The organism is Xanthomonas sp. NCPPB 2864, from assembly GCF_056675615.1.
Genome location: NZ_JBWWVS010000004.1, coordinates 383867 through 406462, shown reverse-complemented (window position 1 = coordinate 406462; position 22596 = coordinate 383867). Strand labels below are relative to the sequence as shown.

The following is a 22596-nucleotide window of genomic DNA, read 5'->3' as shown; positions in this document are numbered from 1 at the left end:
GGACCAGCGCCGCGGCCAATCCCCAATCCCAACTGCCCAATCCCGAGGCGCTTCAGGCGCCGCTAGCGCCGCTGGCGCCCGACTCCACCTTGCGCCACTCCACGGAGGCGCGATCCAGCACGCCGTTGACGTAGGTGTGGCCGTGCTCGGAGCCGAAGCGCTTGGCGGTTTCGATCGCTTCGTTGATCACCACGCGGTACGGCACGTCCTGGCGATACAGCAGCTCGTAGGCAGCCAGACGCAGCACTGCGCGCTCGATCGCGTCGACTTCTTCCACGCCGCGATCCAGATACGGGGTCAGCGCGGTATCCAGCTCGGCGCGGTTGCTCAGCACGCCTTCGACCAGGTTTTCGAAATAGGCCAGATCGGCCACTTCGTGCGCCTGCTCATGCGCAAACTGCGAGATCACCTGCTTGGCGAACCCGCCGGAAATCTGCCAGGCATACACCGCCTGCAAGGCACGCCGACGCGCGCGCGAACGCAGCACCGGGTCGATGCCGTCGCGACGGACGTGGCGGGCGTGTCCACCGGACTTGCTCATGGCAACAACTCCATCAAATTGACCAGTTCCAATGCCGCAAGCGCGCATTCTTCGCCCTTGTTGCCATGGCTGCCACCGGCACGCGCCTCGGCATCTTCCACGCGCTCGACCGCCAGCACGCCGTTGAGCACCGGCACGCCGGTCTGCAACTGCACGCTCATCAGGCCTTCGGCGCACAGGTCGGCGACGTGTTCGTAGTGGCGGGTGTCGCCGCGGATCACGCAGCCCAGCGCGATGATCGCCGCATGCTGTCCGGATTGCCCCAGGCGGTTGGCGGCGATCGGGATTTCCCAGGCGCCCGGCACGCGGATCACGTCGATGGCGTCCTCGCCGATGCCGTTGCCGGCCAGGCTCTGACGCGCACCGGTGACCAACGCGTCGGTGATGCGGGCATTCCAGCGGCTGGCGATGATCGCAAAGCGCGCGGTGGTGGGGCGGAGATCGCCTTCGTAGTGGGTCATGCGGGTCGGCAACTCGAGGGGGCGGCAAGTTTAACAGCTGCAGGGCCCTGGCCCGGCCGGTACGTGGCGGCCGGGGTGCCGAAGCAGCCCCGGCCATGTCGCCAGGAAACGAATGTGGAGCGCGCAGCACGGGCTGTGCAGCTCGCAGCTGGCAGGGTCGATACGCAGCAACCGCGCGAACCACTCGGACAGCGCGGTTCCTGTTGCGCGCCCTGCAACCACCGGACAGCGGCGGCTCCAGGCCGCCCGCGCCACGTCAGGGCAGCGCGGCCGCCGGCACCGAGCGCACCCCTTCGCCCGCGTGGCATTCCAGGTACTCCACCACCTCCAGCCCGAACCCGGCCAGGCCCACCTGACGCCGCGGCGTGCCCAGCACGCGCAGCTTGCCCAGGCCCAGTTCGGCCAGGATCTGCGCCCCGGCCCCGTTCCGCCGCCACTGGCTGACGTCCTTTGCGTTGGTGGCCGCTTCCGGTTGCTGGCGCAACCGCGCCAGCAAGGATTCGCTGTCGCGCGGCGCCGACAGCACCACCATCACGCCCTGCCCTTCGGCGGCGATCGCACGCAATGCATCGGTGGCGGCCACGCCAAAGTCGTCGCGCTGCCAGTGCAGCAGATCGGCCAGCGGGTTTTCCACCTGCACGCGCACCAGCGTCGGCGTGGCCGGATCGGCAGTGCCGCGCACCAGCGCAAAGTGCAGGTCGTGGGCGATGCGGTCGCGGTAGGTCACCAGCGTGAACGGGCCGAACTCGGTGCTGATCTCGCGCTCGTCCACGCGCTCGACGGTGTGCTCGTTGGCCAGGCGGTAGGCGATCAGATCGGCGATCGAGCCCATCTTCAGCCCGTGCTCGCGCGCGAACACTTCCAGCTGCGGGCGGCGCGCCATGCTGCCGTCCGGGTTGAGCACTTCCACCAGCACGCCGGCCGGTTCCAGCCCGGCCAGCATCGGCAGGTCGCTAGCCGCTTCGGTATGGCCGGCGCGGGTCAGCACGCCGCCGGGCTGGGAGATCAGCGGGAAGATATGCCCCGGCTGGCTCAGGTCCTGCGGCTTGGCATCCGGCCGCACCGCGGTGCGCACGGTGTGTGCGCGGTCGTAGGCGGAGATGCCGGTGGTCACGCCTTCGGCCGCCTCGATGCTGACGGTGAAGTTGGTCTGGAACTGCGCGGTGTTGTTGCGCACCATCGGCGCCAGGCCGAGCTGCGCGCAGCGCTCGCGGGTCAGCGACAGACACACCAGCCCGCGCGCGTGGGTCACCATGAAGTTGATGTCCGACGGCTTGACCAGCTCGGCCGCCATGATCAGATCGCCTTCGTTCTCGCGGTCCTCGTCATCGACGATCACCACCATGCGGCCGGCGCGCAGTTCCTCGATCAATTCCGGAACGGGTGCGAAATTCATGCCGCACCCCGCGTGCCCAGCAGGCGTTCGACATAGCGCGCCACCAGGTCGATTTCCAGATTCACCTGCGCGCCAACCGCGGTCTGCGCAAACGCGGTGTTGGCCACCGTGTGCGGAATCAACGCGACCTCGAAGCCGTCCGCGTCCACTTCATTGACGGTGAGGCTGACCCCGTCCACGCAGATCGAGCCCTTCTTGGCGACATAGCGCAACACGGCCGGCGTGGCGGCAAACCGCCAGCGCTGCGCCCGTGCATCGCCATGTACCGACTGCACCTGGCCCAGGCCGTCGACATGCCCGCTGACCAGATGCCCGCCGAGGCGGTCGGTCGGGCGCATCGCACGCTCCAGATTGAGCAACGCACCTTCCGGCAAGGCGCCCAACGTGGTCAGCGACAGGGTTTCGGTGGAGGCATCGGCCTGGAAGCTGCCCGCGTCGAAGGCGATCACGGTCAGGCACACGCCGTTGACGGCAATGCTCTCGCCGAGCTGCACCGCCTCGAACGGCAGGTTGCCGGTGGCGAAGGTGAAACGCACATCGCCGCCCTGCGGCTGGCGCGCCGCCAGATGGCCGACGCCTTCGATGATTCCGGTAAACATCAGCGCCCCCCCGTCGTTGATGACGACAGCGCGGACGGGGTGCGGTGGAAGATCGCGACGCAGCGCGACGGGTGACGCATGGACATAGTCGTTTCTCGCAGGAGTTGAGCGAAAAACGCCACAAGGCAAACAGGCGCGCGCACAGCCGCAAGGCTGCGCGTTGGCCGTCTTCTTTCATCCGGACTATACCGTCGGCCCCGGCATCGCACCGGATCTGCTGACCTTGCGCAGCAGGGGTTTCGCGTGGATCCGCTCAACCCTGAAGTGCAAGCGCTCGCGGGCTCGCATGCTTGCGCATGCCTACCGCCGGTGGGGAATCGCACCCCGCCCTGAAGACGTTCGTGAGTACCGGCGAACCGGTGCGCAAAGTCTAACAGGGCACATCGGCGCGATGGCTGAGCGTGGGCCAAGGCTGGCAGGACACTGCGTCATGTGGGGAAATCCCCCATAGCCAGGATTGTGAAGGATCTGTTAATTTACGCGCCGCGACGGGAGACGTCGCTTTTTTCCCTCCCGCAAAGGGACGGAGACACGGACATCAATTCGGAGAGAGACATCCAATGCGTAACACCCTGATTCTGGCTGCCCTGCTGGCCGCCGCACCGTTTGCCGCATCGGCCGAAGGCCTGAGCTATTCCTACGTCGAAGGCGGCTGGAACCGGACCGAAATCAACGTCAACGACGCGTCCGACGACATCGATGGCGGCTACATCCGCGGCTCCTGGCAGATTGCCCAGCCGGTCTACCTGCTGGCCAGCTACGAGCGTGCCACCAAGGACTACAACCTCGGCAGCGGCTTCGTGATCGACGGCACCCTGCAGCAGGCCACGGCGGGTATCGGTTACCGCCAGGAAATGACCGAGCGCGTCGAGTTCACCGCCGACATCAGCGTGCTGCGCACCAAAGTCGAATCCGATCTGCGCCTGCGCGGCCGTTCGATCGACAAGGCATCCGATTCGACCAACCTGGGCTTCGCCAACCTGGGCCTGCGCGGCAAGCCCTCGCCGCGGACCGAAGCCTGGATCAAGGCCGGCTACATCGACGGTAGCGACGTGGACGAAGGCGAGTTCGTCGGCACCCTGGGTGGTCAGGTCAACTTCACCCGCACCTGGGGCCTGGTCGCCGAAGCGCAGTTCATCGACGACGCCAACCAGTACAAGGTCGGCGTGCGCGCGAGCTTCTGATCGGCGCGTCGCATATACACCAAGGCCCCGCATGCGGGGCCTTTTTCATGCGCGCAACAGCACAGCTGCGCTGCATCGCGCGCGCCATGCAGCGCTCACCCGGCAACAACCGGCGCATAGCGCAGACGCAGATCCTGACCCAGCTGGCGCACATCCAGCAGCTGCAACGCAGCGCGCTGCGCCATCGTCTCAATGCCCAGCCCGGCCAGCAGCGGCCTGGCGGTATCGCCCAGCAGTACCGGCGCCATGTAGACCAGCAGTTCGTCTACCAGGCCGGCCTGCAGCAGCGCACCACCCAGCGTTGCGCCGGCTTCCACATGCACCTCGTTGATGCCGCGCTCGCCAAGCAGTGCCACCACCGCCGCCAGATCGAAGCGGCCGGCTTGCAACGGCATCGCAAGGAACTGCGCATCGTCCAGCGACGGCGCGGCGACATCCTCGCCATGCAGATACAGCGTGGGCGCATCGCCCTGACGCAGGTTCCTGCACGCCAACGTCCGTAGCCCGGCATCGAGCACCACGCGTAGCGGCGGCACGACCGGCGTGTCATCGCCCAGCCGCACCGTCATGGAGGGGTCGTCGGCCAGCACCGTGCCCGCACCAGTGAGGATCGCGCCCGCACGCGCGCGCCAGCGCTGCACGTCTGCGCGCGCGTCACTTCCGGTGATCCACTTCGATTCACCGCTGGCCAGCGCCGTACGCCCATCCAGGCTGGCGCCGAGCTTGACCCGCAACCACGGCCGCCCACGCTCCACCCGCGACAGAAATCCACGATTCAGCGCGCGCGCCTGTGTTTGCAGGACACCACTGAGCACTTCGATTCCGGCCTCGCGCAGCAGCGCAAATCCGCCGCCGTTGACCTGCGGAAACGGGTCGGCCATCGCCGCAACCACACGCGCAACGCCGGCATCGATCAAGGCCAGGGCACAGGGCGGCGTGCGTCCGTAATGCGCACACGGCTCCAGCGTGACGTAGGCGGTGGCGCCACGCGCCAGCGCGCCGGCCGCGCGCAGCGCGAACACTTCCGCATGCGGGCCGCCGGCACGTTGATGAAAGCCCTCGCCCACGCACACGCCATCGCGCACGATCACGCAGCCAACCATCGGATTGGGGCGGGTGGTGTAGGCGCCACGCTCGGCCAGGCGCAATGCCTGCGCCATCCAGCGATGGTCGTCGGCCGTTGCGCTCATTGCGTTGCCGCTTGCGGTTCGATACACATCACCACGATCTGCATCGGCCCCAGCAGTAATTCTGCATGCGTCTGCCAGCCCAGCCGCTGATAAAACGGCACCAGCACTGGTTGGCAATACAGGTACAACGCCGGCACGCCCATGCGCGCGGCGGCCTGCACGCAGTGCGTCACCAGCGCCTCGCCGATGCCCTGCCCGCGCGCCTGCGGCTGCACGTACAGCGACGCCAGCCATGGCGACCATTGCCGAATGCGCGAATCGTCGTTTTCCAGCAGGCTGACCGACCCAAGCCACTGCGCCTGATCGAGCGCCACCCACGTGGTCGGGATCACCCCGTCGCGGGTGTGGCTGCGCAACTCGCTCAAGGCCTGATCGAAATTCCAGTCCGGCAACAGACTGCCGAAGGCCTGCAGATGCGCCTGCGCGATGGCGGGCAGCAGTTGCGGCGTGTCGGCCACGCACGCGATGCGCATCGCGCTCACCGCTTGCCGGGCTTGCCGGCGCGCTCCAGGGCCGCTTCCAGCAACGGCAACTGCTCGATGCCGACCGGGAGCTCGCGCTCGAGCTTTTCGATTTCCTCGCGGAAATCGGCCACGTCCTGAAAGCTGCGGTACACCGAGGCGAAGCGCACATAGCCCACATGATCCAGCTTGCGCAGCTCGACCATGACGTATTCGCCCACGCGCAGCGAGCCCACCTCGCGCTCGCCGGACATACGCAACTGATGCACCACCGCGCGCACCGCCGCTTCGATCTGCTCTTCGGACACCGGGCGCTTTTGCAGCGCGCGGTCGAAACTGGTGCGCAGCTTGCGCGCATCGAACGCCTCGCGCCCGCCATCGCTCTTGACCACGGTCGGCAGCTTGAGCTCGATCGTCTCCAGGGTGCTGAAACGCTCGCCACACGCCTCGCACTCGCGACGCCGACGAATCGTCGTCCCGTCTTCGGACACCCGCGAATCGATCACGCGGGTGTCGTTGTGCTGGCAGAAGGGGCAGTGCATCAGGTCGCCGAGATTGGGAAGTGGGGATTGGGGATTGGCAACAGCAGGAGCAAGGACGCGCTTGTCGCGCATCCCCAATCCCGAATCACCAATCCCGGCACCTCAGCCATACACCGGATACTTCTTGCACTGCGCAGTCACCGCGTCGCGGACCTTGGCCAGCACCGCTTCGTCGCTGGGGGCGTCGAGCACATCGGCGATCCAGTTGGCCAGGTCGATGCTGTCCTGCTCCAGGTAACCGCGGGTGGTGATTGCCGGGGTGCCCAGGCGCAGGCCGGAGGTGACGAACGGCGAGCGCGGGTCGTTGGGCACCGAGTTCTTGTTGACAGTGATGTGCGCCTTGCCGAGCGCGGCCTCTGCATCCTTGCCGGAGACGTCGCGGCCGATCATGTCCACCAGCATCAGGTGATTTTCGGTGCCGCCGGACACGATCTTGTAGCCACGCGCGATCAGCGTGTTGGCCATCGCCTGCGCGTTCTTGACCACCTGCTGCTGGTAGGTCTTGAATTCCGGCTCCAGCGCCTCCTTGAACGCCACCGCCTTGGCCGCGATCACGTGCATCAGCGGGCCGCCCTGAATGCCGGGGAACACGATCGACTGCAGCTTCTTCTGCAGCTCTTCGCTCGCGCCCTTGGCCACGATGATGCCGCCGCGCGGGCCGCGCAGGGTCTTGTGCGTGGTCGAGGTGACCACGTGCGCATGCTCCAGCGGGCTCGGATACACGCCTGCGGCGACCAGGCCGGCCACATGCGCCATGTCCACGAACAGATACGCACCGACGCTGTCGGCGATGGCGCGGAAACGCGCCCAGTCGATCTTCTGCGAATACGCCGAGAACCCGGCCACGACCATCTTCGGCTTGTGCTCGGTGGCCAGTCGCTGGACTTCGTCATAGTCGATCAGGCCCTGCTCGTTGACGCCGTACTGCACGGCGTTGAACAGCTTGCCGGAGACGTTGACCTTGGCGCCGTGAGTGAGGTGGCCGCCATGGGCCAGGCTCATGCCCAGGATGGTGTCGCCGGGCTGCAGCAGCGCCAGATACACCGCCTGGTTGGCCTGCGAGCCGCTATGCGGCTGCACGTTCGCATAATCGGCGCCGAACACCTGCTTGATGCGCTCGATCGCCAGCTGCTCGGCAATGTCGACGAACTCGCAACCACCGTAGTAGCGCTTGCCCGGGTAGCCTTCGGCGTACTTGTTGGTCAGCTGGCTGCCCTGGGCCTCCATCACCAGCGGGCTGCAGTAGTTTTCGCTGGCGATCAGCTCGACGTGATCCTCCTGGCGGCCGGCTTCAGCAGCGATGGCCTGGGCCAGTTCGGGGTCGTAGGTTTCCAGTCGGACGTCGCGCGAGAACATGCAGAGCTCCGGGGCAGCTGTTGCCAGTAGGGGCGCAGATTGTAAGCCCCCGCATGGACAGGTGACCAATTGAGACGCTGGCGAGGCCAGGCGCGCCATGACAGGTTCCCCCTGAACGACAAAGGCGCACCGGAGTGCGCCTTTGCGGGTTCCCTGCCTAACCAGGCCTGACCCGGACGGTAGACAGGCTTAGTTATTGAGCACCAGGTCGGCGATCACCCCGGTGGCGATGGCCACCAGCAGCAGATTGCCGGTGTTGTCGCGCTGCCAACGGTAGCCATACGGCGGGCGGCGCAGGTTGTAGCGGTCGTAGTCGTTGACCACGTAGACCGGGCCGTGGTAACGCTGACCGCGGGCCCAGTACGGGCGCGGCGGCGGGCCGGCGCGGTAGTAGCTGGGGCGATCGTAGACATAGACCCGGTTGCGGTCGTAGCGACGGTCCTGATAACGGGCATCGCGATACCCCTCGCGGTAGCCGTTGCTGTAGTAACGGCGGTCATCGCGGCGGTCGGCCCGGCGCTCGTCATGCCAGTCGCGGCGGTCGTTGCGCCAATTGCCACGGTGATCGCGGTCGTGGCGATCGTCGCGATCATGACCACGACGGTCGTGGCCGCGGCCCCAGTCGTCGGCAAACGCTGCCGGGGCCACGGAGCCCAGCGCCAGGATGGAGGAAAGCACAACAGTCACGATGCGTTTGCGGTTCATGGGATTGCTCCTGTCTGCGATGTCGCAATTTCATTAAGGCGCTGGCCGCCTTAACGCATTCTTGCTGGAATCGATTACGAAAACGCCCATTCAGGTGGAAGGTAAGCTGCCGTTTAGCTGCCGACGCGCCGCCGCGAGCCAGGCCGGTTGCCCGTATAATCGGCGCAATCCCTTTTCCGCTGCCTCCGGCCCCGGCCGGTGGGCTGCCTGCGTCCACGGAGCACCCATGTCGCAATACATCTACACCATGAACCGCGTCAGCAAGGTGGTCCCGCCCAAGCGGCAGATCATCAAGGACATCTCGCTGAGCTTTTTCCCGGGCGCCAAGATCGGCCTGCTGGGCCTGAACGGCGCCGGCAAGTCCACGGTGCTGAAGATCATGGCCGGCGTGGACACCGATTTCGAGGGCGAAGCCCGTCCCCAGGCCGGCATCAAGGTCGGCTACCTGGCGCAGGAACCGCAGCTCAACCCCGAGCACACCGTGCGCGAAGCGGTCGAGGAAGGCGTGGGCGACGTGCTGCAGGCCCAGGCCGCGCTGGATGCGGTGTACCTGGCCTATGCCGAGGAAGGCGCCGATTTCGACGCCCTGGCCAAGGAACAGGAACGCCTGGAAGCGATCCTGGCCGCCGGTGATGCGCACACCCTGGAAAACCAGCTGGACGTGGCCGCCGATGCGCTGCGCCTGCCGCCGTGGGACGCGGTGGTCGGCAAGCTGTCCGGTGGCGAAAAGCGCCGCGTGGCGTTGTGCCGGCTGCTGCTGCAGAAGCCGGACATGCTGCTGCTCGACGAACCGACCAACCACCTGGACGCCGAATCGGTGGAATGGCTGGAGCAGTTCCTGGCGCGCTACACCGGCACCGTGGTGGCGGTGACGCATGATCGCTACTTCCTCGACAACGCCGCCGAGTGGATCCTGGAACTGGACCGCGGCCGCGGCATTCCGTGGAAGGGCAACTACACCGACTGGCTGACCCAGAAGGACGAGCGCCTCAAGCAGGAAGACAACCAGGAAAAGTCGCGCCAGAAGGCGATCCAGAAGGAACTGGAATGGTCGCGCCAGAACGCCAAGGGCGGCCGCACCAAGGGCAAGGCGCGTCTGGCCCGCCTGGAAGAACTGCAGTCGGTGGACTACCAGAAGCGCAACGAGACCAACGAGATCTTCATCCCGCCGGGCGAGCGCCTGGGCAATGCGGTGATGGAGTTCAAGAACGTCTCCAAGAAGTTCGGCGACCGCCTGCTGATCGACAATCTGTCGATGATCGTGCCGCCCGGCGCCATCGTCGGCATCATCGGCCCCAACGGTGCCGGTAAGTCGACCCTGTTCAAGATGATCACCGGCGCGGAGAAGCCCGATTCCGGCGAGATCGTGGTCGGCCCGACCGTGCAGCTGTCCTACGTGGACCAGAGCCGCGACAAGCTGGAAGGCAACCACAACGTGTTCCAGGAGATTGCCGGCGGCCTGGACATCCTCAACATCAACGGCGTGGAGATCCAGTCGCGCGCCTACATCGGCCGCTTCAACTTCAAGGGCCAGGACCAGCAGAAGATGGTCGGCTCGCTGTCCGGTGGTGAGCGCGGTCGTCTGCACATGGCCAAGACCCTGCTGCAGGGCGGCAACGTGCTGCTGCTCGACGAACCGTCCAACGACCTGGACATCGAGACCCTGCGCGCGCTGGAAGATGCGTTGCTGGAGTTCCCGGGCAACACCTTCGTGATCTCGCATGACCGCTGGTTCCTGGACCGCATCGCCACGCATATCCTGGCGTTCGAAGGCGACTCGCACGTGGAGTTCTTCCAGGGCAACTACCGCGAGTACGAAGAAGACAAGCGCCGCCGCATGGGCGATGACGCAGGTCCCAAGCGTCTGCGCTTCAAGGCGCTCAAGTAAGCACGACAAGGGCGCCGCAAGGCGCCCTTGTCACATCCGGGTGCAGCTGCGACCGATGGCCTACAGGTCGTAGGACAGCACGTCTTCGAAGCCGAAGGTGGCGAAGTTCTCGATCCGCGAGGGATACAGGCGGCCGACCAGATGGTCGTACTCGTGCTGCACCACGCGTGCGTGGAAGCCTTCGGCCTCGCGCTCGATCGGGCTGCCGTCCGGCGCAAAGCCGCGATAGCGAATGTGGCGATAGCGCGGGATAACAGCGCGCAAGCCGGGAATCGACAGACACCCTTCCCAGCCGTTTTCCATCTCCTCCGACAGCGGTTCGATCTGCGCATTCGCCAACGCGGTACGCGGCACCGCCGGCGCATCGGGATAGCGTTCGCTGGCTTCGAAGCCGAACACCATCAGCTGCAGGTCCACCGCGATCTGCGGTGCGGCCAGGCCGACGCCACGCGCATCGTCCATGGTCTCGAACATATCGGCCACCAGCGCGCGCAGCTCGGCACTGCCCAGGTTGGTCACCGGCGGCGCCACGCGCAGCAGGCGCTTGTCGCCCATGCGGATAATCTCGCGAATCATCTGACTGCTCCCGGGAAACGTTGCGGCGATTTTAAGACCTGTGCGGTAGGTGGGGGTGAGGTTGGGGAGTCGGGATTGGGGATTGGGGATTGGGGATTGGGGTTCGGGGTTCGGGGTTCGGGATTGGGTTTGGGTTTGGGATTGGGGGTTCGGGAATGGAGAATGGGGAATTAGTAATTGGTCGCTGGGGCGTCGGTGGCGCTGCTTGGCGTTTCGCAGCTTGATCGGAGTTGGCTGCGCTTGATGTGGAGCGACTGCGTTTCGGGTATCTGTCTATCAGCCCGTTACGCGTTGCCCGGCATCGTCCAGCACGCGTTCGCCGTCTTCCTTGACGAAGCCGCTCGTCGCGTGCGGCAGCAGGTCGAGTACGCGTTCGGAGGGGTGGCACAAGCGCGTCCCCAATGCGGTTTGCACGAAGGGGCGGTTGATCAGGATCGGATGCGTGAGCATTGCGCTCAGCAACGCTGCGTCGTCCAGCGCGGGATCGTTGAGTCCCAGTTCCAGATACGGGGTGCCTTTCTGACGCATGGCCGCGCGAACCGGGATGCCGGCGGCGGCGATCAGGGACTGCAGTGTTTCGCGGGTGGGCGGGTGCTGCAGGTCATCGACGATCTGCGGTTCGATGCCGGTGTGGCGGATCAGGGCGAGCGTATTGCGGGAGGTCCCGCAGTTGGGGTTGTGATAGATGACGGCGTGCATGGGAACCTGGTGCGCGGAGTCACCAAGACTGTAACGCGCTGCGGTCGAATGGCGCGCGGCGTGCAGAGCCAGCGCAGCGTACGCGCAGCCCGCGCCGATGCCGGGCATAAGCATCTCCCAGCAGGCCGCCAACGCATGGCTTGCGCGCATTGGTACGACCGCGCTACTTGCGTAGGCCGGGCCACTGGCCGGGTCGGACTACAGCCCCTCTCCCCTCGGGAGAGGGGTTGGGGTGAGGGTACGGGGCGAAGCTCAGGCGTACTCGCACCCTGCCCTCAACCTCCACCTGGCTTCGCTCGTACCTCATCCGCCCCTTCGGGGCACCTTCTCTCGGGGGGAGAAGGGAATAAGTCGTCCAGATCTTGGCTGCCGTGAATTGTCCGTCGAGACCATGGGCCGGGGAGGCTTCCGGCCCGGTTGGTTCGTGTCAAAAATCTGGCCCATCTGGGGCCAGCTGCCGCTGCAATCCCGGGAAATTTCCCCAACGCAACTGCCGCGATGACCGTTTCAGGCTCTCGCTTCGCATTCAGCGGCCAATATGTCAAAAGATTGACACACATCACGGATTCATGATTCAGTCATGAACAGACTGAAACGGAAGGATTCCCCCGATGCCGGTGTCTGCACGGCGTCCCTTTTCCCTGTTGGACTCAAGGAAACCCCAACGATGATGAGCTTTCGTAAGCCCGGATGGATGCTGTCCGGTGTGTTGTGTGTCGTCTGCCTACCGGCCCTGGCCGTGGCGCAAGAGGCTGCAACCAGCAGTTCCAAGGTGGGTATCGATCCCGTCACCGGCAAGCTGCGCCCGCTGACCGACGCCGAGAGCGCGGCGCTGGATCAGCAGGCCGCGTCGGCTGCCCGCAGCAGCGCTGCCCGCACCGCGGTTCCGCAGACCGAATCGGCCGCACGCGCGACCGAGCGACGCCTGCCCAACGGCACCGTGGCGCGCAAGTTGCCGGCCACGCAGATGAGCTCGCTGATGGCGACCCGTCAGGCCGATGGCCGCATCGTCATCGAGCACAGCGAAGACGCCGACACCCAACCCGCCCACGCCGAGCACGGAGCGCTGCCGCATGAATAAGCCCTTGTTGCTGTTGTCCCTGGCGGTGGCTGCGGCCATCGCGCCGCTGCATGCAAGCGCCGCCAATGTCACGCTGATCAATGGCGATGCCGGCACCAGCGTCGGCTTGAACGATCCCACCAGCGCAGCGCCCTTGGGCGGCAATCCGGGGCGCTCGGTCGGCGAGCAGCGTCGCATCGCCTACCAGTACGCGATGGACCTGTGGGGCGCGGTGCTGCAGAGCAACGTCGAGATCAAGGTGTATGCCTCGTTCGCGCGGCTGACCTGTACCGCCACCGGCGGCACGCTGGGCCAGGCCGGCCCGAACTGGATCGTCAACGACTTCCCCGGTTCCAAGCCCAATACGCTGTATCCGTCCGCGCTGGGCGACGCGATCGCCGGGCAGGATCTGGTCCCCGATCCCAGCGATCCGGCCGACGTCTTCTCGCAATTCAACGGCGATCTGGGCAAGCCCGACTGCCTGGCCGGCTCGGGCTGGTACCTGGGCCTGGACGGCAAGACGCCCGAAGGCCAGATCAACTTCCTCAACGTGGTGATGCACGAGATCGGCCACGGTCTGGGTGCGGCGGGCTTCCTCAACAAGACCACCGGCGTGCTCGGCTCGGGCAGCGGCCTGACCGACGTCTACACCGCGCAGGCCTTCGACAACGTGCAGAACAAGCGCTTCGACGATCCGGCCATGACCAACGCGCTGCGTGCCGAAGCGATGCGCACGCCGGGGCGTACGGTGTGGGCCGGCACGCGCGTCAACCGCGAGGCGGCGCTGATCCTGGATCCGCGCACCCTGTTGCAGGTGAGCGCACCGGCCAGCGCGGCGGGCAAGTTCGAGGTGGGTTTTGCCAGCTTCGGGCCGCTGGCCACGGCGGCCAATTTCCCGGCGCGCGCAGTGGTGACGGTCAACGACGGGGTGGCTGCCGCATCGGCCAGCGATGGTTGCGAAACGCCGTTCGTCAACGCGGCCGAGGTGGCCGGCAAGGTGGCGCTGATCGACCGTGGCACCTGCGCGTTCGCGATCAAGGTCAAGAACGCACAGCTCAACGGTGCGGTGGGCGTGATCGTGGCCAATAACGCGGCCGGCGTACAGACGATGGGCAATGCCGCCCCGCCGATCACCGACATCACCATCCCGGCGATCATGGTCTCGCAGACCGATGGCGCGCGGCTGAAGGGCAGCGCCGGAGTGGTGGCGGCGTTGTACGAAGACCCCGAGCTGTTGCAGGGCACCGATACCGCGGGCCGCACGCGGCTGTATTCGCCCAGCGTGGTGGCCGGCGGGTCGACGTTCTCGCACTTCGATACCGACCTGCAGCCGAATGCGTTGATGGAACCGTTCGATACGCCGGAAGTGCAGGCGCATCTGAACATCGACCTGACCCCGGCGCTGTTTGCCGATATCGGTTGGACGCTCAATCGCGGGCTGGCCAAGCTGGGCAACTGCAATACGCTGGTGCCGACGCTGGAGACCGGCGGGCTGATTCCCGGCGCCAACATCTCGGCCGAAAATAGCCTGTGCAAGTCGCAGAATGCCGGCAACCGTCTGGGGTATCTGACCTGCATGGACGAGCACGCACGCGAGTTGCAGAACCAGGGTGCGATCAGCCGCATTCAACAGGCAGCGGTGTTTGTCTGTGCCACCAAGGTGCGCCCGTAACAACAGGCGCAGTCTGCGTTAATCGATGCAATGCGAACGGCGCCGGGAGGCGCCGTTCGTTTATCCGTGCTCACACTGTTCGCGCTGCGCCACACGCGGCGATGCCCATGCCCCACCGAGGGGCGCGCGCGCGTCAGCAAGCGTGTACAGCGCGCAGCAAAACGCCGGCCAGAGACACCCACCACAGCGCAGACCAACCGCCACGGCCCGATGGCCGCGCGGTCGGTCTGCCTTGTCCTCAACGATCGGCAGCGTATGGCGAGGTCAGCACCTGTGGTGCGCGACCCAGTGCCGCGCCCAGCCGATCCATCACGAACCGCAGATAGAGATTGCTGCTGAACTGGTTGTAGTCGCGCGCATTGTTGAAGGTCATGCGCCCGCCCAGGAACAGCTGCGGCGCCACCTGCCATTCGGCCGCGCCACTGAGGTTGTAGGACACGCCGGTGCGGCTTTCGCCCGCATACACCGGGTCGGTGTAGCGGTTGACCAGCCCGAGCAAGGCCGCCAGCGAGGCGGCATCGTAGGCGGCCTGCTGCAAAGTCGGATCGGTCGGGAAATACGGCGAGGCGTCGGTGCTGAAGTGCTGTACGCCGATGCTGGCATCGACCTTCCAGTTGACCGTTTGACCGGCGCTACGGCCGCTCCAGTGCACCGGGAAACCCAGGTCCACATAGTCCTGCGGGCTGAAGTAACCGCCATGGCCATAGGTGAAGCCGCTGAGGTTCCTGTCGTACTGCATGGCGGTCAGATTGATGCCGGCCGTCAGCGACTGGTGCCGGGTTTCCAGTGCATGCACGTAGAAGCCCAGGTCGAGCTGGCGCTGGTCGTTGTCGGCGACGTTGTTGCCGAGCAGACGGTGCGCGGCAAGATTGGCATAACCGCCCAGCAGTCCATTGTCGGCAGTGGCCGACAACGACACGCCATTGCTGGTCACCCCGCCCCATTCGCGGCCGCTGCGGGCATCCTGCGCGCCGGCGAACGACAGCACGCTGTCGGTGACCGCGCGCCGCGAGGCTTCGGCCGACCAGCTCACCGCATCGCCAAGCTCGCCGCGATAGCCGACGCCGCCGATGAGGTTCTGTTCCTGGAAGCCGATCGGGGTGCTGCCGATGTCGGCACTGAACCCGCCATTGCGATAGCGCACACTAACGCCCACTCCGGTGTCGTCCTGGCTGAGCCGGCGCGCGCCGTTGCCGGTGGCGGCCATGGTGTTGAGCGTGGCGGCCAACCCGGTCGGGGTCTGTTGTGCGGCGGCGGTGCTGCCGGCCAGCGCGCGCAACGCGGCCGCATCGCCGGCGGCCAGCTGTTCGCTGAGCGCAGCGTTGCCGAGGATGTCGCGCGCCAGTTGGGCGATCGGCGTGTTGGAGGCGTTGATGCCGAGCAGGTAGGCCGGCAACGGTTCGTTGGCCAGCGCCGCCACGGCGGCGGCATTGCTGTTGTTGTTCTCGACCAGCAGTTCGTTGAACAGACCGGTGTTCAAGGCGTAGCGACGCAGGCGCTCACGCGTGGCGGCGGTGTCGCCTTCGGTGGCGAGCAACTGGTACATCGACGAGCTGACCAGCGTATCGATCGGGCCGCGATCGGCCGCCAGCGCATCGTTGATGGCGGTCTGCGGGCCGCTGCCGAAGCGGCTAGCGGTGACGTAATCGGTGGTCAGCGTGCCGGCATCGACGATGGTCGGCGTCAGGGTGACGCCAAGCTTGCCGTCGCCGACAGCGAATTCGGCCTGGACCGGCATTTGGATATCGTCCAGGCGGCCCAGACCATCTTCGCCATCGCGCGAGCGGTACAACGCGCCGCCGGCGAGGTTGTCGCTGTTTTCCGACTGCACCGCACGCAACTCGTCGAGCACGCCGTTGCCGCTGCCGAGCGGCGGCAACGCCTGTGCGGCGGGCTTGGTCAGACGTGGACCGGCGTCCGCGGCGATCGGCGCAACCGCGCGCGCGGCAAGCAGCCCGTCGCCGCGCGACGAACCGCGCATGCGGCCGCTGGAGACCGGCAGCATGGCGGGCGCAGCGCCGGCGCTGACCGGCGGCGGCAACGTATCGCCACCATTGTCGGCAGACGCACCAATCGGTGCGACAGTGGCGAATCGTGCAGAGCCCGGCGACGCTGCCACCGGTGCAACCGCCACGTCGCCATAGGCGCTACCGGCATCCATGCGCTCGGACAACACCGCCGGCGAGCGCGGCATGCCGCCGGTCATGCCGGAAAACGGATTGAGCGGGCGGCTGGAGGACGCGACTGCGGACGGACCACGCGCAGACGGCAGGCCATTGTCCAGTTGCCCGGCCTGACGCTGCTGCGCGGCCAGCGAGGCACGGAAATACTGCTCGGCCTTGCGGTTCTTGCCGGCGCTGCGATACACGCGGCCGGCCGCGGCCAGCACCTCCGGCGACTCCGGTGCCTGCGCCAGCGCGCGTTGCAGGTAATGCTCGGCATTGCGCAGGTCCGACTGCGCGGCCGCACTGTTGGCGGCGGCAGTGAGCGTGTCCAGGTCGTCGGGATGACGCTGCAGGATCTGCTGGTAGATCGCCAGCGCCTGATGCTGGTCGCCGGAGGCGGCATACAGCCGCGCGAGCGCGGCCTGCGCATCGCCGCTGTCCGGCTGCTGGGCCAGGATCGGCGACAGCGCGTCGTAGGCGCTTTCCAGGTTGCCGAGTTCGCGCAGCGCATCCACCTGGCGCAGTGTGTAGGCGCTGCGCAGGCGTTGATAACGGCGCAGTTGTTCCGGGGTCAGGGTGGTGGCCTGCAACTGGCGAAGCACCGCCGACAGTTCGGCGTCCTGATGCGCGCGCAGCAGCACGCCGGCATATTGCAGGCGATCTTCGCTGCGCACCGTGGCGCCGGTGACCAGGCGCTGGGCCAGGGTCAGCGCGCGCGGGGCGTTGCCGGCATCGGCATGCGCGCCGGCCAGTGCGGCCAGCAACTGCGGGTCGTCGAGCTGATTGCCCAGCGCGGTTTCGGTGCGCACCAGCAACTGCTGCGCGTCGCCCGGCCTGCCCTGCTCCACCAGCAACCGTGCCTGACGCGCCTGCAGTTCGATCCAGGCGGTGGTGCGCAGCTGGGTCATCTCCGGCGTGCGCGAGGCGACCGGAATGCGCTCCAGGCTGTCGTAGGCGCCCTGCCAGTCGCCGCTTTCCTGCGCCAGCAAGGCGTTGGCCTGCAGCGCTTCGGGTTGGTCGCCATGCACGGCGAGCAGGCCATCCATCACGCTGCGGGCCTGGTCGGGGCGGCCGGCCTGTTGGTACAGGCGGGCCAGATCCAGACGGATCCAGGCATCGCCCGGGCGCTCGACCATCGCCGCTTCCAGCTCGGTCTGCGCGCTGACCGCATCGCCGGCTTCCAGCGCCTGGCGGGCACGGGCGCGCTGCACGTTGGAACGCAGCAGGGCTTGCCCACCGGCTTTGGCACGTTCTGCGGCAGGCAGGCGATTGAACAAGTCGCTGGCTTCCTGCATGCGGCCCTGGCGGCTGTACAAACCGACCAGGCCCTGCAGCGCGCCGGCATTGTCGGCATCGTGCGACAGCGCCTTGCGGTAGCTGGCCTCGGCGGCGGCCGGGTCGCTGGCGGCCTGCAGGCCGCCCAGCGCCACCTGCGCGGCCGGCTCGTTGGGCAGCAGTTGCACCGCCTGCTCCACTAGCTGGCGCGCCTGTGCCAGATCGCCACGTGTGCGTGCGGCCTCGGCCTGCTGCAGCTGCAGCCAGTAGCGCGCGCTATCCAGCGCACCTTTCCATTTGCCGTTATTCGCCGCGGCCGGGCGCAGCAGCTCCTGCGCTTCGGCAAAGCGCTGCTGACGCAGGCGCACCGAGCCCAGGCCGCCGAGCGCTTCCGGATCACGCGCACGTGCGCGCAACACCTGCGTGAAGCGTTGTTCGGCAGCGCCCAGATTGTTGGCGCCCAGCGCACGGAAGCCTTCGCCCAGCAGCACGCCATTGGGGTCGGCCGGCGCGGCGGTGGCCGCGCTGCGTTGTCCGCGCAGCTGGCCGAGTTTGGCGGTGACTTCCGCATCGGCCGGGGTGCCGGCCAGGAATGCCTGGTACAGCGGCGCATCGGCCATGCCGGCGTTGAGCCACAGCAGCGCCTGGCGCCAGCTGGTGCGCGCCGGCCCGCCGACATCGGCGCGTTGCGCCAGCGTGCGCAGCTGCGCGATGCCGTCGCGGCGGGTGGGTTCGCGGTAACTCAGCACCTGCGCCAGCGCCAGTTGCACGGACGGGTTGCCCGGTTCGCTGGATTGCAGGCGTTGCAGGCCGTCACGCGCACGCTCCCAGCCGGTGGGAGTACCGGCCAGCGACTGGTAGTACTCCAGCGCCAACGCCGGCGGCGGCGGCTTGCCGGCGAACAGCGCTTCGTAATTGCGCGCGGCTTCGACATAGCGCCCGGCCGCGGCGGCGCGGCGTGCGTTGCGCAGGTTCGGATCTTCGCCGGCAGCGCTGCTGCCACGGGCGCCGATCGCCACGCGCAGGCGCTGTGCCTGCGGCGATTGCGGGTGTGCGGCGTCGAGTTGCTGCAGGCGCTTGCGTGCTTCGGATTGACGGCCCTGCGCCAGATCGATCTGCGCCAGGCCGAGCAAGGCGTCGGGCTGATCCGGATCGACGCCGAGCAGCTTGCGCCAGGTGTCGGCGGCCAGATCGTCGCGGCCCTGGTCGTGCCAGTAATTGCCCTGCCCGACCAGTTGCTGGGTGGCGCTGGTCTGCGCCTGCACCGGCAAGGCGAGCAGGCACAGGTCGATCATGCCGACGAGGTACAGCGGGGTCAGTTTTTTGCGGAGCATGCAGGCGTTCTCCAGGCGGGCAGCAGGCGCCCGTCTGCGGCAAAGCGGTAGCGGTTCTCAAGCCAGCCCTGTCCGAACAGGGCCAGCGTGCGTTCGAAGTACGGCAGCGCAGCGGCTGCCGCTTGTGCGGCGGCGGGAATGCGCTGCGCCTGCGCCTTGAGCAGCGCGGGCTGGCCCATCGCACTCAGGTAGGGCAGCAGCGCGGCAGAAAACCCGACCGGCAATGCGCCGCTGCCCACGCCGCGCGCGGTGTCGATCTTTTCCGCAAACGGGGTCTGTGCGGCGAGCAGGTCGGCCGGGCCGGACAGGTCGCGCAGCAAGCCGCTGCGCAGCGGCTCGCCGGCATCGAGCATGCCGGCCCACAGATACACGCGGATCGCGTCATAGCTGCCGACGTTGCCGCGCTTCGGATCGGGGCTGAAGCGCTCGCCATCCCACACCGTCCAGTCCGGCGCAAAGCCCACCGGCGCGCTCTCGCGCAACACGCGTGCGGCATTGCTGGCGATCGCCGCCCACGGTCCCTTGGGGTCGGCGTTGGCGCAGCGCCGCAGCACCTGGATCGGCAGGTAGCTGGGATTGAGCGTCCAGCGCTGCTTCTCGGCAAAGCCGGTGCGGCCGGGCAGCAACATCGCGCCCAGGCCCGGCAACGTGACTACTTCCTGTTGACGCATCAGTTGCAGGATCTGCTGGCCGGCCTTGCCGTAACCGGGCCGGCTCCACAGCCGCCCGGCTTCCAGCAGCGCGTAGGCAATCCACAGCTCGCCATCGCTGGCGGTATTGGCATCGAGCACGCGCCAGTTGCCGCTGCCATCGCGGCCCCACAACCACGCCGGCAGATTCAGGTCCGGGCGGCCGCCGCACAGATTGTGCCGGGTCCAGCCCAGCACCTTCTCGAACAACACCTGGTCGTTGTTGACCAGGGCGAAGAACAGCGCATACGACTGACCTTCGGAGGTCGAGCGCTGGTCCGGATTGAGGAAATCCACCACCCGCCCGTCGGGCTGGATGTGCTTGTCAACGAAGGCATTCCACAGCGGCCACGGCCCGCATTGGCCAGCCGCCGCCGCTGCGCGCGTGGGCAGCAGCGCAGCCAGGCCGGCCAGCGCACCGGCGCGTAGCAGGCTGCGGCGTGTCATCGCTGCGGCGCTGTCGTGCGCGCTCATGCGCTGCCGCCTTCGTTGAGCCGCTCGGCGGCATGCCGGCGCAGCAGCACGCGCGCGGCCAGCGCCAGCAACAGCGCCAGCAGCACCACGGTCAACGCCAGCCACACCGGGTGGTGCGAGAAGTACCAGCGCAACCAGGTCGGGAGCGGCAGATGGCCGACGTAGTAGGTCTGGTTGCCGACCAGGCTGATGACCTTTTTCTGCTGCAGCAACACCACGCTGCCCTGGAAGTCCTTGAGCAGGGTCGGGTCGAACCAGGCATCGAACAGCCGGCTCATGTTGGCCGGGTCTTCGCTCTGGAACGCGACCACGCTGCGGCCGGACTTCAACGGCGATTCGAAGCCCATCAACAGCACGTCGTCCGGCTGCGGTTGCAGGGCGATTTCCGCGGTGGTCGGCAGGTCGGTGCGGCGCGCGTCGAAGGACAGGAAGCCCGGCAGCTTTTCCAGCACCCAATCGGTCAGCGCAAAGCGGGTCGCCTGCCCGTCCTGGCCCACCGGCAGCTGTGCGCGCCATTGCTTGAACAGCGGCTGCGACTGCGCACTGCCGAGCAGCAACAGATCGCGGTCGGCATGCTGCTGCACCGCGCCGGCACCAATGATCTGCGCATGCAGCGCCGGATACCCGGTGGAGGCGCCGAAGCGTCCAAGCAGGGTCAGCACATTGCCCAGGTCCTGGTCGCCCGGATTGTCGGGCAGCACGATGGTGGATTCGGACAGATCAGCCAGGCGGGTGAAGGGGTAACCGGCATTGGCGAACGCGGCCAGGTTCGGCATCGCCATGTAGTGGTGGAAACCGCTCAGGTCGATGCTGGAATCGGCGTCGATGGCGCCGGACACATCCGGGAAGGTGTTCTTGCACTGCTCGCCCTGCGGGCGATCGAAGAAGAAGTGGAAGCGCAACTGGCTGTTGGCCGAGAACGCACCCACCGGCAATGTCAGATCCTGATGCACCGGCATGCTGCCGCGCGCGCCCAGGCTGTTCCACCAGCGCCTCGGGGTGGACTCGGCGAACGGGCGGCCGGTCAGCGGCAGCGTGGTCACGAACGACTCGTTGATGCTGACGTTGAGCGCGGACTTGTTCTCCACGTCCGGCACCGTGTAGCGGTATTTCAGCGCGACCGGAATGCCGTCGCGCTCCCACACGAACAGGTCCGGCGGCAACTGCAGGCCGACCCGGATCAGGTCCGGGTGATAGCCGCTGACATTGAGCTGGCCGGGCTGGGTCACCAGATCGCCGAAGCGCACCGGATGCTGGCTGGACACCCACTTGGGCGCGTCGTACGGCTGACGCGGCGCCGGCGCGCTGATCTCGCCGATGCGGGCGACCGCCCCGGTCAACGGCGCGCGCAAGGCCAGCGCGGTGGCCGCGCGTTGCAGGTCTTCGCTGTTGCGGCCGAGCACCAGCAGCAGCTTGCCGTTGGGATCGGTCGGGTTGACCACCACTGCCACGGTCGGGCCACGGATATCGGCCACGCCACTGTTGGCGGTGGCGAACTGCTCCGGCAGCGTGCTGGGCGTGGCGAACACCACTGCGTTGCCGGTGGCCGGCAGCGCTTCGGTCGAGGCCGGGAACACCGCGCCGCGGTAGCCGGCCAGGGTGCCGAACCACGAGGCCACCACGCCGGCCGCCTGCAGCGTGGCGTTGTCCGGGCGCTGCGGAAAGTAGAACGGCAATTCCAGCCGGCGCGTGTCGCGCACATCGAAGAACGGCACCGGCAACAACGCCAGGTTATTGGCCAGCGCCAGCGGCGTGGTGGTCAGCGACAGGCTGGTGGCCGCGTCCACATTCGCCCACAGGCTGCTGTGGTCGGGGTCTTCGCACTCGCGCGTGTAATGGCCGATCAACTGCAGGTTGAGCTGGTTGTAATCGGTGACCAGCCGCGGGTCGATCGGCAGATCGGCCGAGAGCAGCTTGCCGGCATTGGCCTTGTCGGCGGACAAGGTGCCCACGGTGACGCCATTGATGGTGACCTTCAGATGCGACAGGTCCGGCAACAGCGCGGGCGAATAGCTGTATTTGAGGTTGAGCGTGGCGGCGGTGACGATCTCGTCGCTGCGCACGCTGAAGGGCACGCCGGCACTGCCCTGCACGCCGCGCAAGGTGATCTCGTAGTCGATGCCGAGCTCGCGCAAGCTGGAGGTGCGGGTGCTGCCGGCCGGCATCGGTGCCGGTGCGGGCGGCGCGCTCGCGGCGGTGCCGGCCTGCCCGGTCGGCGTGGTCGTCGCCGTTGCCGGCACGGCCTGCTGCGCCTGCGCCAGGCCGGTCAGCAGGGTGAGCACACAGGTCAACACGGCCGGGGACATTCGCATCGGTTGCTTCTTGGCAG

Annotated in this window: 18 protein-coding genes and 1 riboswitch; of the genes, 4 read left to right on the top strand and 14 right to left on the bottom strand. The window is 67.3% G+C overall.

The window, feature by feature from the left end:
- Window positions 1-52: 52 nt before the first annotated feature.
- From nusB to AC1KVE_RS12310, 4 genes are all read right to left on the bottom strand, one after another.
- Window positions 53-541: a transcription antitermination factor NusB gene (nusB, locus tag AC1KVE_RS12325; protein ID WP_024940797.1), complete on the bottom strand. Its 489-nt coding sequence runs from the start codon at window positions 539-541 to the stop codon at window positions 53-55.
- Complete coding sequence (ribH, locus tag AC1KVE_RS12320) at window positions 538-1002, bottom strand: 6,7-dimethyl-8-ribityllumazine synthase (RefSeq protein WP_005997267.1); 465 nt, start codon at window positions 1000-1002, stop codon at window positions 538-540. Before ribH ends, nusB begins: the two co-directional genes overlap by 4 nt.
- Before the next feature lie 256 nt (window positions 1003-1258).
- Window positions 1259-2398, bottom strand: coding sequence for a 3,4-dihydroxy-2-butanone-4-phosphate synthase (gene ribB, locus AC1KVE_RS12315; protein ID WP_039525502.1), 1140 nt, complete (start codon window positions 2396-2398; stop codon window positions 1259-1261).
- Entirely contained in the window at window positions 2395-2997 is a 603-nt protein-coding gene (locus AC1KVE_RS12310) for a riboflavin synthase (RefSeq protein ID WP_481092131.1), read from the bottom strand. The genes ribB and AC1KVE_RS12310 overlap by 4 nt, the downstream gene beginning before the upstream one ends.
- 162 nt (window positions 2998-3159) lie before the next feature.
- Window positions 3160-3338: riboswitch (FMN riboswitch) on the bottom strand.
- Between the two features lie 219 nt (window positions 3339-3557).
- On the opposite strand from AC1KVE_RS12310, the gene AC1KVE_RS12305 reads away from it, so the two are divergent.
- Entirely contained in the window at window positions 3558-4181 is a 624-nt protein-coding gene (locus AC1KVE_RS12305) for a hypothetical protein (protein ID WP_104567979.1), read from the top strand.
- A 95-nt stretch (window positions 4182-4276) separates the two neighbouring features.
- Here the strand turns inward: AC1KVE_RS12305 and ribD are convergent, their stop codons facing one another.
- The 5 genes from ribD to AC1KVE_RS12280 all read right to left on the bottom strand — a co-directional run bounded on the left by ribD (window position 4277) and on the right by AC1KVE_RS12280 (window position 8435).
- Window positions 4277-5371, bottom strand: a complete 1095-nt coding sequence (gene ribD, locus AC1KVE_RS12300) for a bifunctional diaminohydroxyphosphoribosylaminopyrimidine deaminase/5-amino-6-(5-phosphoribosylamino)uracil reductase RibD (RefSeq protein WP_481092130.1) — start codon at window positions 5369-5371, stop codon at window positions 4277-4279.
- The gene (locus AC1KVE_RS12295; RefSeq protein WP_046344295.1) at window positions 5368-5853 is read right to left on the bottom strand and encodes a GNAT family N-acetyltransferase; all 486 of its coding nucleotides are present in this window, start codon (window positions 5851-5853) and stop codon (window positions 5368-5370) included. Before AC1KVE_RS12295 ends, ribD begins: the two co-directional genes overlap by 4 nt.
- On the bottom strand, window positions 5850-6374 hold the full coding sequence (gene nrdR / locus AC1KVE_RS12290) for a transcriptional regulator NrdR (protein WP_006453216.1): 525 nt from the start codon (window positions 6372-6374) through the stop codon (window positions 5850-5852). Before nrdR ends, AC1KVE_RS12295 begins: the two co-directional genes overlap by 4 nt.
- Window positions 6375-6476: 102 nt before the next feature.
- Window positions 6477-7730 (bottom strand): serine hydroxymethyltransferase, encoded by a 1254-nt coding sequence (gene glyA, locus AC1KVE_RS12285; RefSeq protein ID WP_046344297.1) that lies wholly within the window; start codon window positions 7728-7730, stop codon window positions 6477-6479.
- 189 nt (window positions 7731-7919) lie between these two features.
- Complete coding sequence (locus tag AC1KVE_RS12280; protein WP_481092129.1) at window positions 7920-8435, bottom strand: RcnB family protein; 516 nt, start codon at window positions 8433-8435, stop codon at window positions 7920-7922.
- A 226-nt stretch (window positions 8436-8661) separates the two neighbouring features.
- Between AC1KVE_RS12280 and ettA the strand changes: the two genes are divergently transcribed.
- Window positions 8662-10323 (top strand): energy-dependent translational throttle protein EttA, encoded by a 1662-nt coding sequence (gene ettA / locus AC1KVE_RS12275; protein WP_024940592.1) that lies wholly within the window; start codon window positions 8662-8664, stop codon window positions 10321-10323.
- Between the two features lie 60 nt (window positions 10324-10383).
- Here ettA and def read toward each other — a convergent pair whose 3' ends face one another.
- Together def and arsC are read right to left on the bottom strand one after the other, a co-directional pair.
- A complete protein-coding gene (gene def / locus AC1KVE_RS12270) occupies window positions 10384-10899 on the bottom strand; it encodes a peptide deformylase (RefSeq protein WP_046344300.1) in 516 nt (171 codons plus the stop codon).
- A 276-nt stretch (window positions 10900-11175) separates the two neighbouring features.
- Entirely contained in the window at window positions 11176-11598 is a 423-nt protein-coding gene (gene arsC / locus AC1KVE_RS12265; RefSeq protein WP_167764254.1) for an arsenate reductase (glutaredoxin), read from the bottom strand.
- A 667-nt stretch (window positions 11599-12265) separates the two neighbouring features.
- Between arsC and AC1KVE_RS12260 the strand changes: the two genes are divergently transcribed.
- Window positions 12266-12679 carry a post-PEP-CTERM-1 domain-containing protein gene (locus AC1KVE_RS12260; RefSeq protein WP_024940595.1) on the top strand — a complete coding sequence of 138 codons (414 nt, stop codon included), beginning with the start codon at window positions 12266-12268 and terminating at the stop codon, window positions 12677-12679.
- The gene (locus AC1KVE_RS12255) at window positions 12672-14330 is read left to right on the top strand and encodes a PA domain-containing protein (protein ID WP_046344304.1); all 1659 of its coding nucleotides are present in this window, start codon (window positions 12672-12674) and stop codon (window positions 14328-14330) included. The genes AC1KVE_RS12260 and AC1KVE_RS12255 overlap by 8 nt, the downstream gene beginning before the upstream one ends.
- A gap of 238 nt (window positions 14331-14568) precedes the next feature.
- Here the strand turns inward: AC1KVE_RS12255 and AC1KVE_RS12250 are convergent, their stop codons facing one another.
- Genes AC1KVE_RS12250 through bcsB form a run of 3 tightly spaced genes read right to left on the bottom strand, consistent with a single transcriptional unit; the run spans window position 14569 to window position 22579 of the window.
- Entirely contained in the window at window positions 14569-19104 is a 4536-nt protein-coding gene (locus tag AC1KVE_RS12250) for a cellulose biosynthesis protein BcsC (protein WP_184458222.1), read from the bottom strand.
- On the bottom strand, window positions 19086-20267 hold the full coding sequence (gene bcsZ / locus AC1KVE_RS12245; protein WP_243849256.1) for a cellulose synthase complex periplasmic endoglucanase BcsZ: 1182 nt from the start codon (window positions 20265-20267) through the stop codon (window positions 19086-19088). The genes AC1KVE_RS12250 and bcsZ overlap by 19 nt, the downstream gene beginning before the upstream one ends.
- A complete protein-coding gene (gene bcsB, locus AC1KVE_RS12240; RefSeq protein WP_481092128.1) occupies window positions 20264-22579 on the bottom strand; it encodes a cellulose biosynthesis cyclic di-GMP-binding regulatory protein BcsB in 2316 nt (771 codons plus the stop codon). The genes bcsZ and bcsB overlap by 4 nt, the downstream gene beginning before the upstream one ends.
- Window positions 22580-22596 lie beyond the last annotated feature (17 nt).

What these genes read in the sequence shown, in the direction of transcription:
- AC1KVE_RS12305 (WP_104567979.1), top strand. Translation starts at nt 3,558, where the DNA reads ATGCGTAACACCCTGATTCTGGCTGCCCTGCTGGCCGCCGCACCGTTT.
- bcsB (WP_481092128.1), bottom strand. Translation starts at nt 22,579, where the DNA reads ATGCGAATGTCCCCGGCCGTGTTGACCTGTGTGCTCACCCTGCTGACC.
- bcsZ (WP_243849256.1), bottom strand. Translation starts at nt 20,267, where the DNA reads ATGAGCGCGCACGACAGCGCCGCAGCGATGACACGCCGCAGCCTGCTA.
- nrdR (WP_006453216.1), bottom strand. Translation starts at nt 6,374, where the DNA reads ATGCACTGCCCCTTCTGCCAGCACAACGACACCCGCGTGATCGATTCG.
- ettA (WP_024940592.1), top strand. Translation starts at nt 8,662, where the DNA reads ATGTCGCAATACATCTACACCATGAACCGCGTCAGCAAGGTGGTCCCG.
- nusB (WP_024940797.1), bottom strand. Translation starts at nt 541, where the DNA reads ATGAGCAAGTCCGGTGGACACGCCCGCCACGTCCGTCGCGACGGCATC.
- glyA (WP_046344297.1), bottom strand. Translation starts at nt 7,730, where the DNA reads ATGTTCTCGCGCGACGTCCGACTGGAAACCTACGACCCCGAACTGGCC.
- AC1KVE_RS12280 (WP_481092129.1), bottom strand. Translation starts at nt 8,435, where the DNA reads ATGAACCGCAAACGCATCGTGACTGTTGTGCTTTCCTCCATCCTGGCG.
- ribB (WP_039525502.1), bottom strand. Translation starts at nt 2,398, where the DNA reads ATGAATTTCGCACCCGTTCCGGAATTGATCGAGGAACTGCGCGCCGGC.
- arsC (WP_167764254.1), bottom strand. Translation starts at nt 11,598, where the DNA reads ATGCACGCCGTCATCTATCACAACCCCAACTGCGGGACCTCCCGCAAT.
- ribD (WP_481092130.1), bottom strand. Translation starts at nt 5,371, where the DNA reads ATGAGCGCAACGGCCGACGACCATCGCTGGATGGCGCAGGCATTGCGC.
- AC1KVE_RS12260 (WP_024940595.1), top strand. Translation starts at nt 12,266, where the DNA reads ATGATGAGCTTTCGTAAGCCCGGATGGATGCTGTCCGGTGTGTTGTGT.
- AC1KVE_RS12310 (WP_481092131.1), bottom strand. Translation starts at nt 2,997, where the DNA reads ATGTTTACCGGAATCATCGAAGGCGTCGGCCATCTGGCGGCGCGCCAG.
- def (WP_046344300.1), bottom strand. Translation starts at nt 10,899, where the DNA reads ATGATTCGCGAGATTATCCGCATGGGCGACAAGCGCCTGCTGCGCGTG.
- ribH (WP_005997267.1), bottom strand. Translation starts at nt 1,002, where the DNA reads ATGACCCACTACGAAGGCGATCTCCGCCCCACCACCGCGCGCTTTGCG.
- AC1KVE_RS12250 (WP_184458222.1), bottom strand. Translation starts at nt 19,104, where the DNA reads ATGCTCCGCAAAAAACTGACCCCGCTGTACCTCGTCGGCATGATCGAC.
- AC1KVE_RS12255 (WP_046344304.1), top strand. Translation starts at nt 12,672, where the DNA reads ATGAATAAGCCCTTGTTGCTGTTGTCCCTGGCGGTGGCTGCGGCCATC.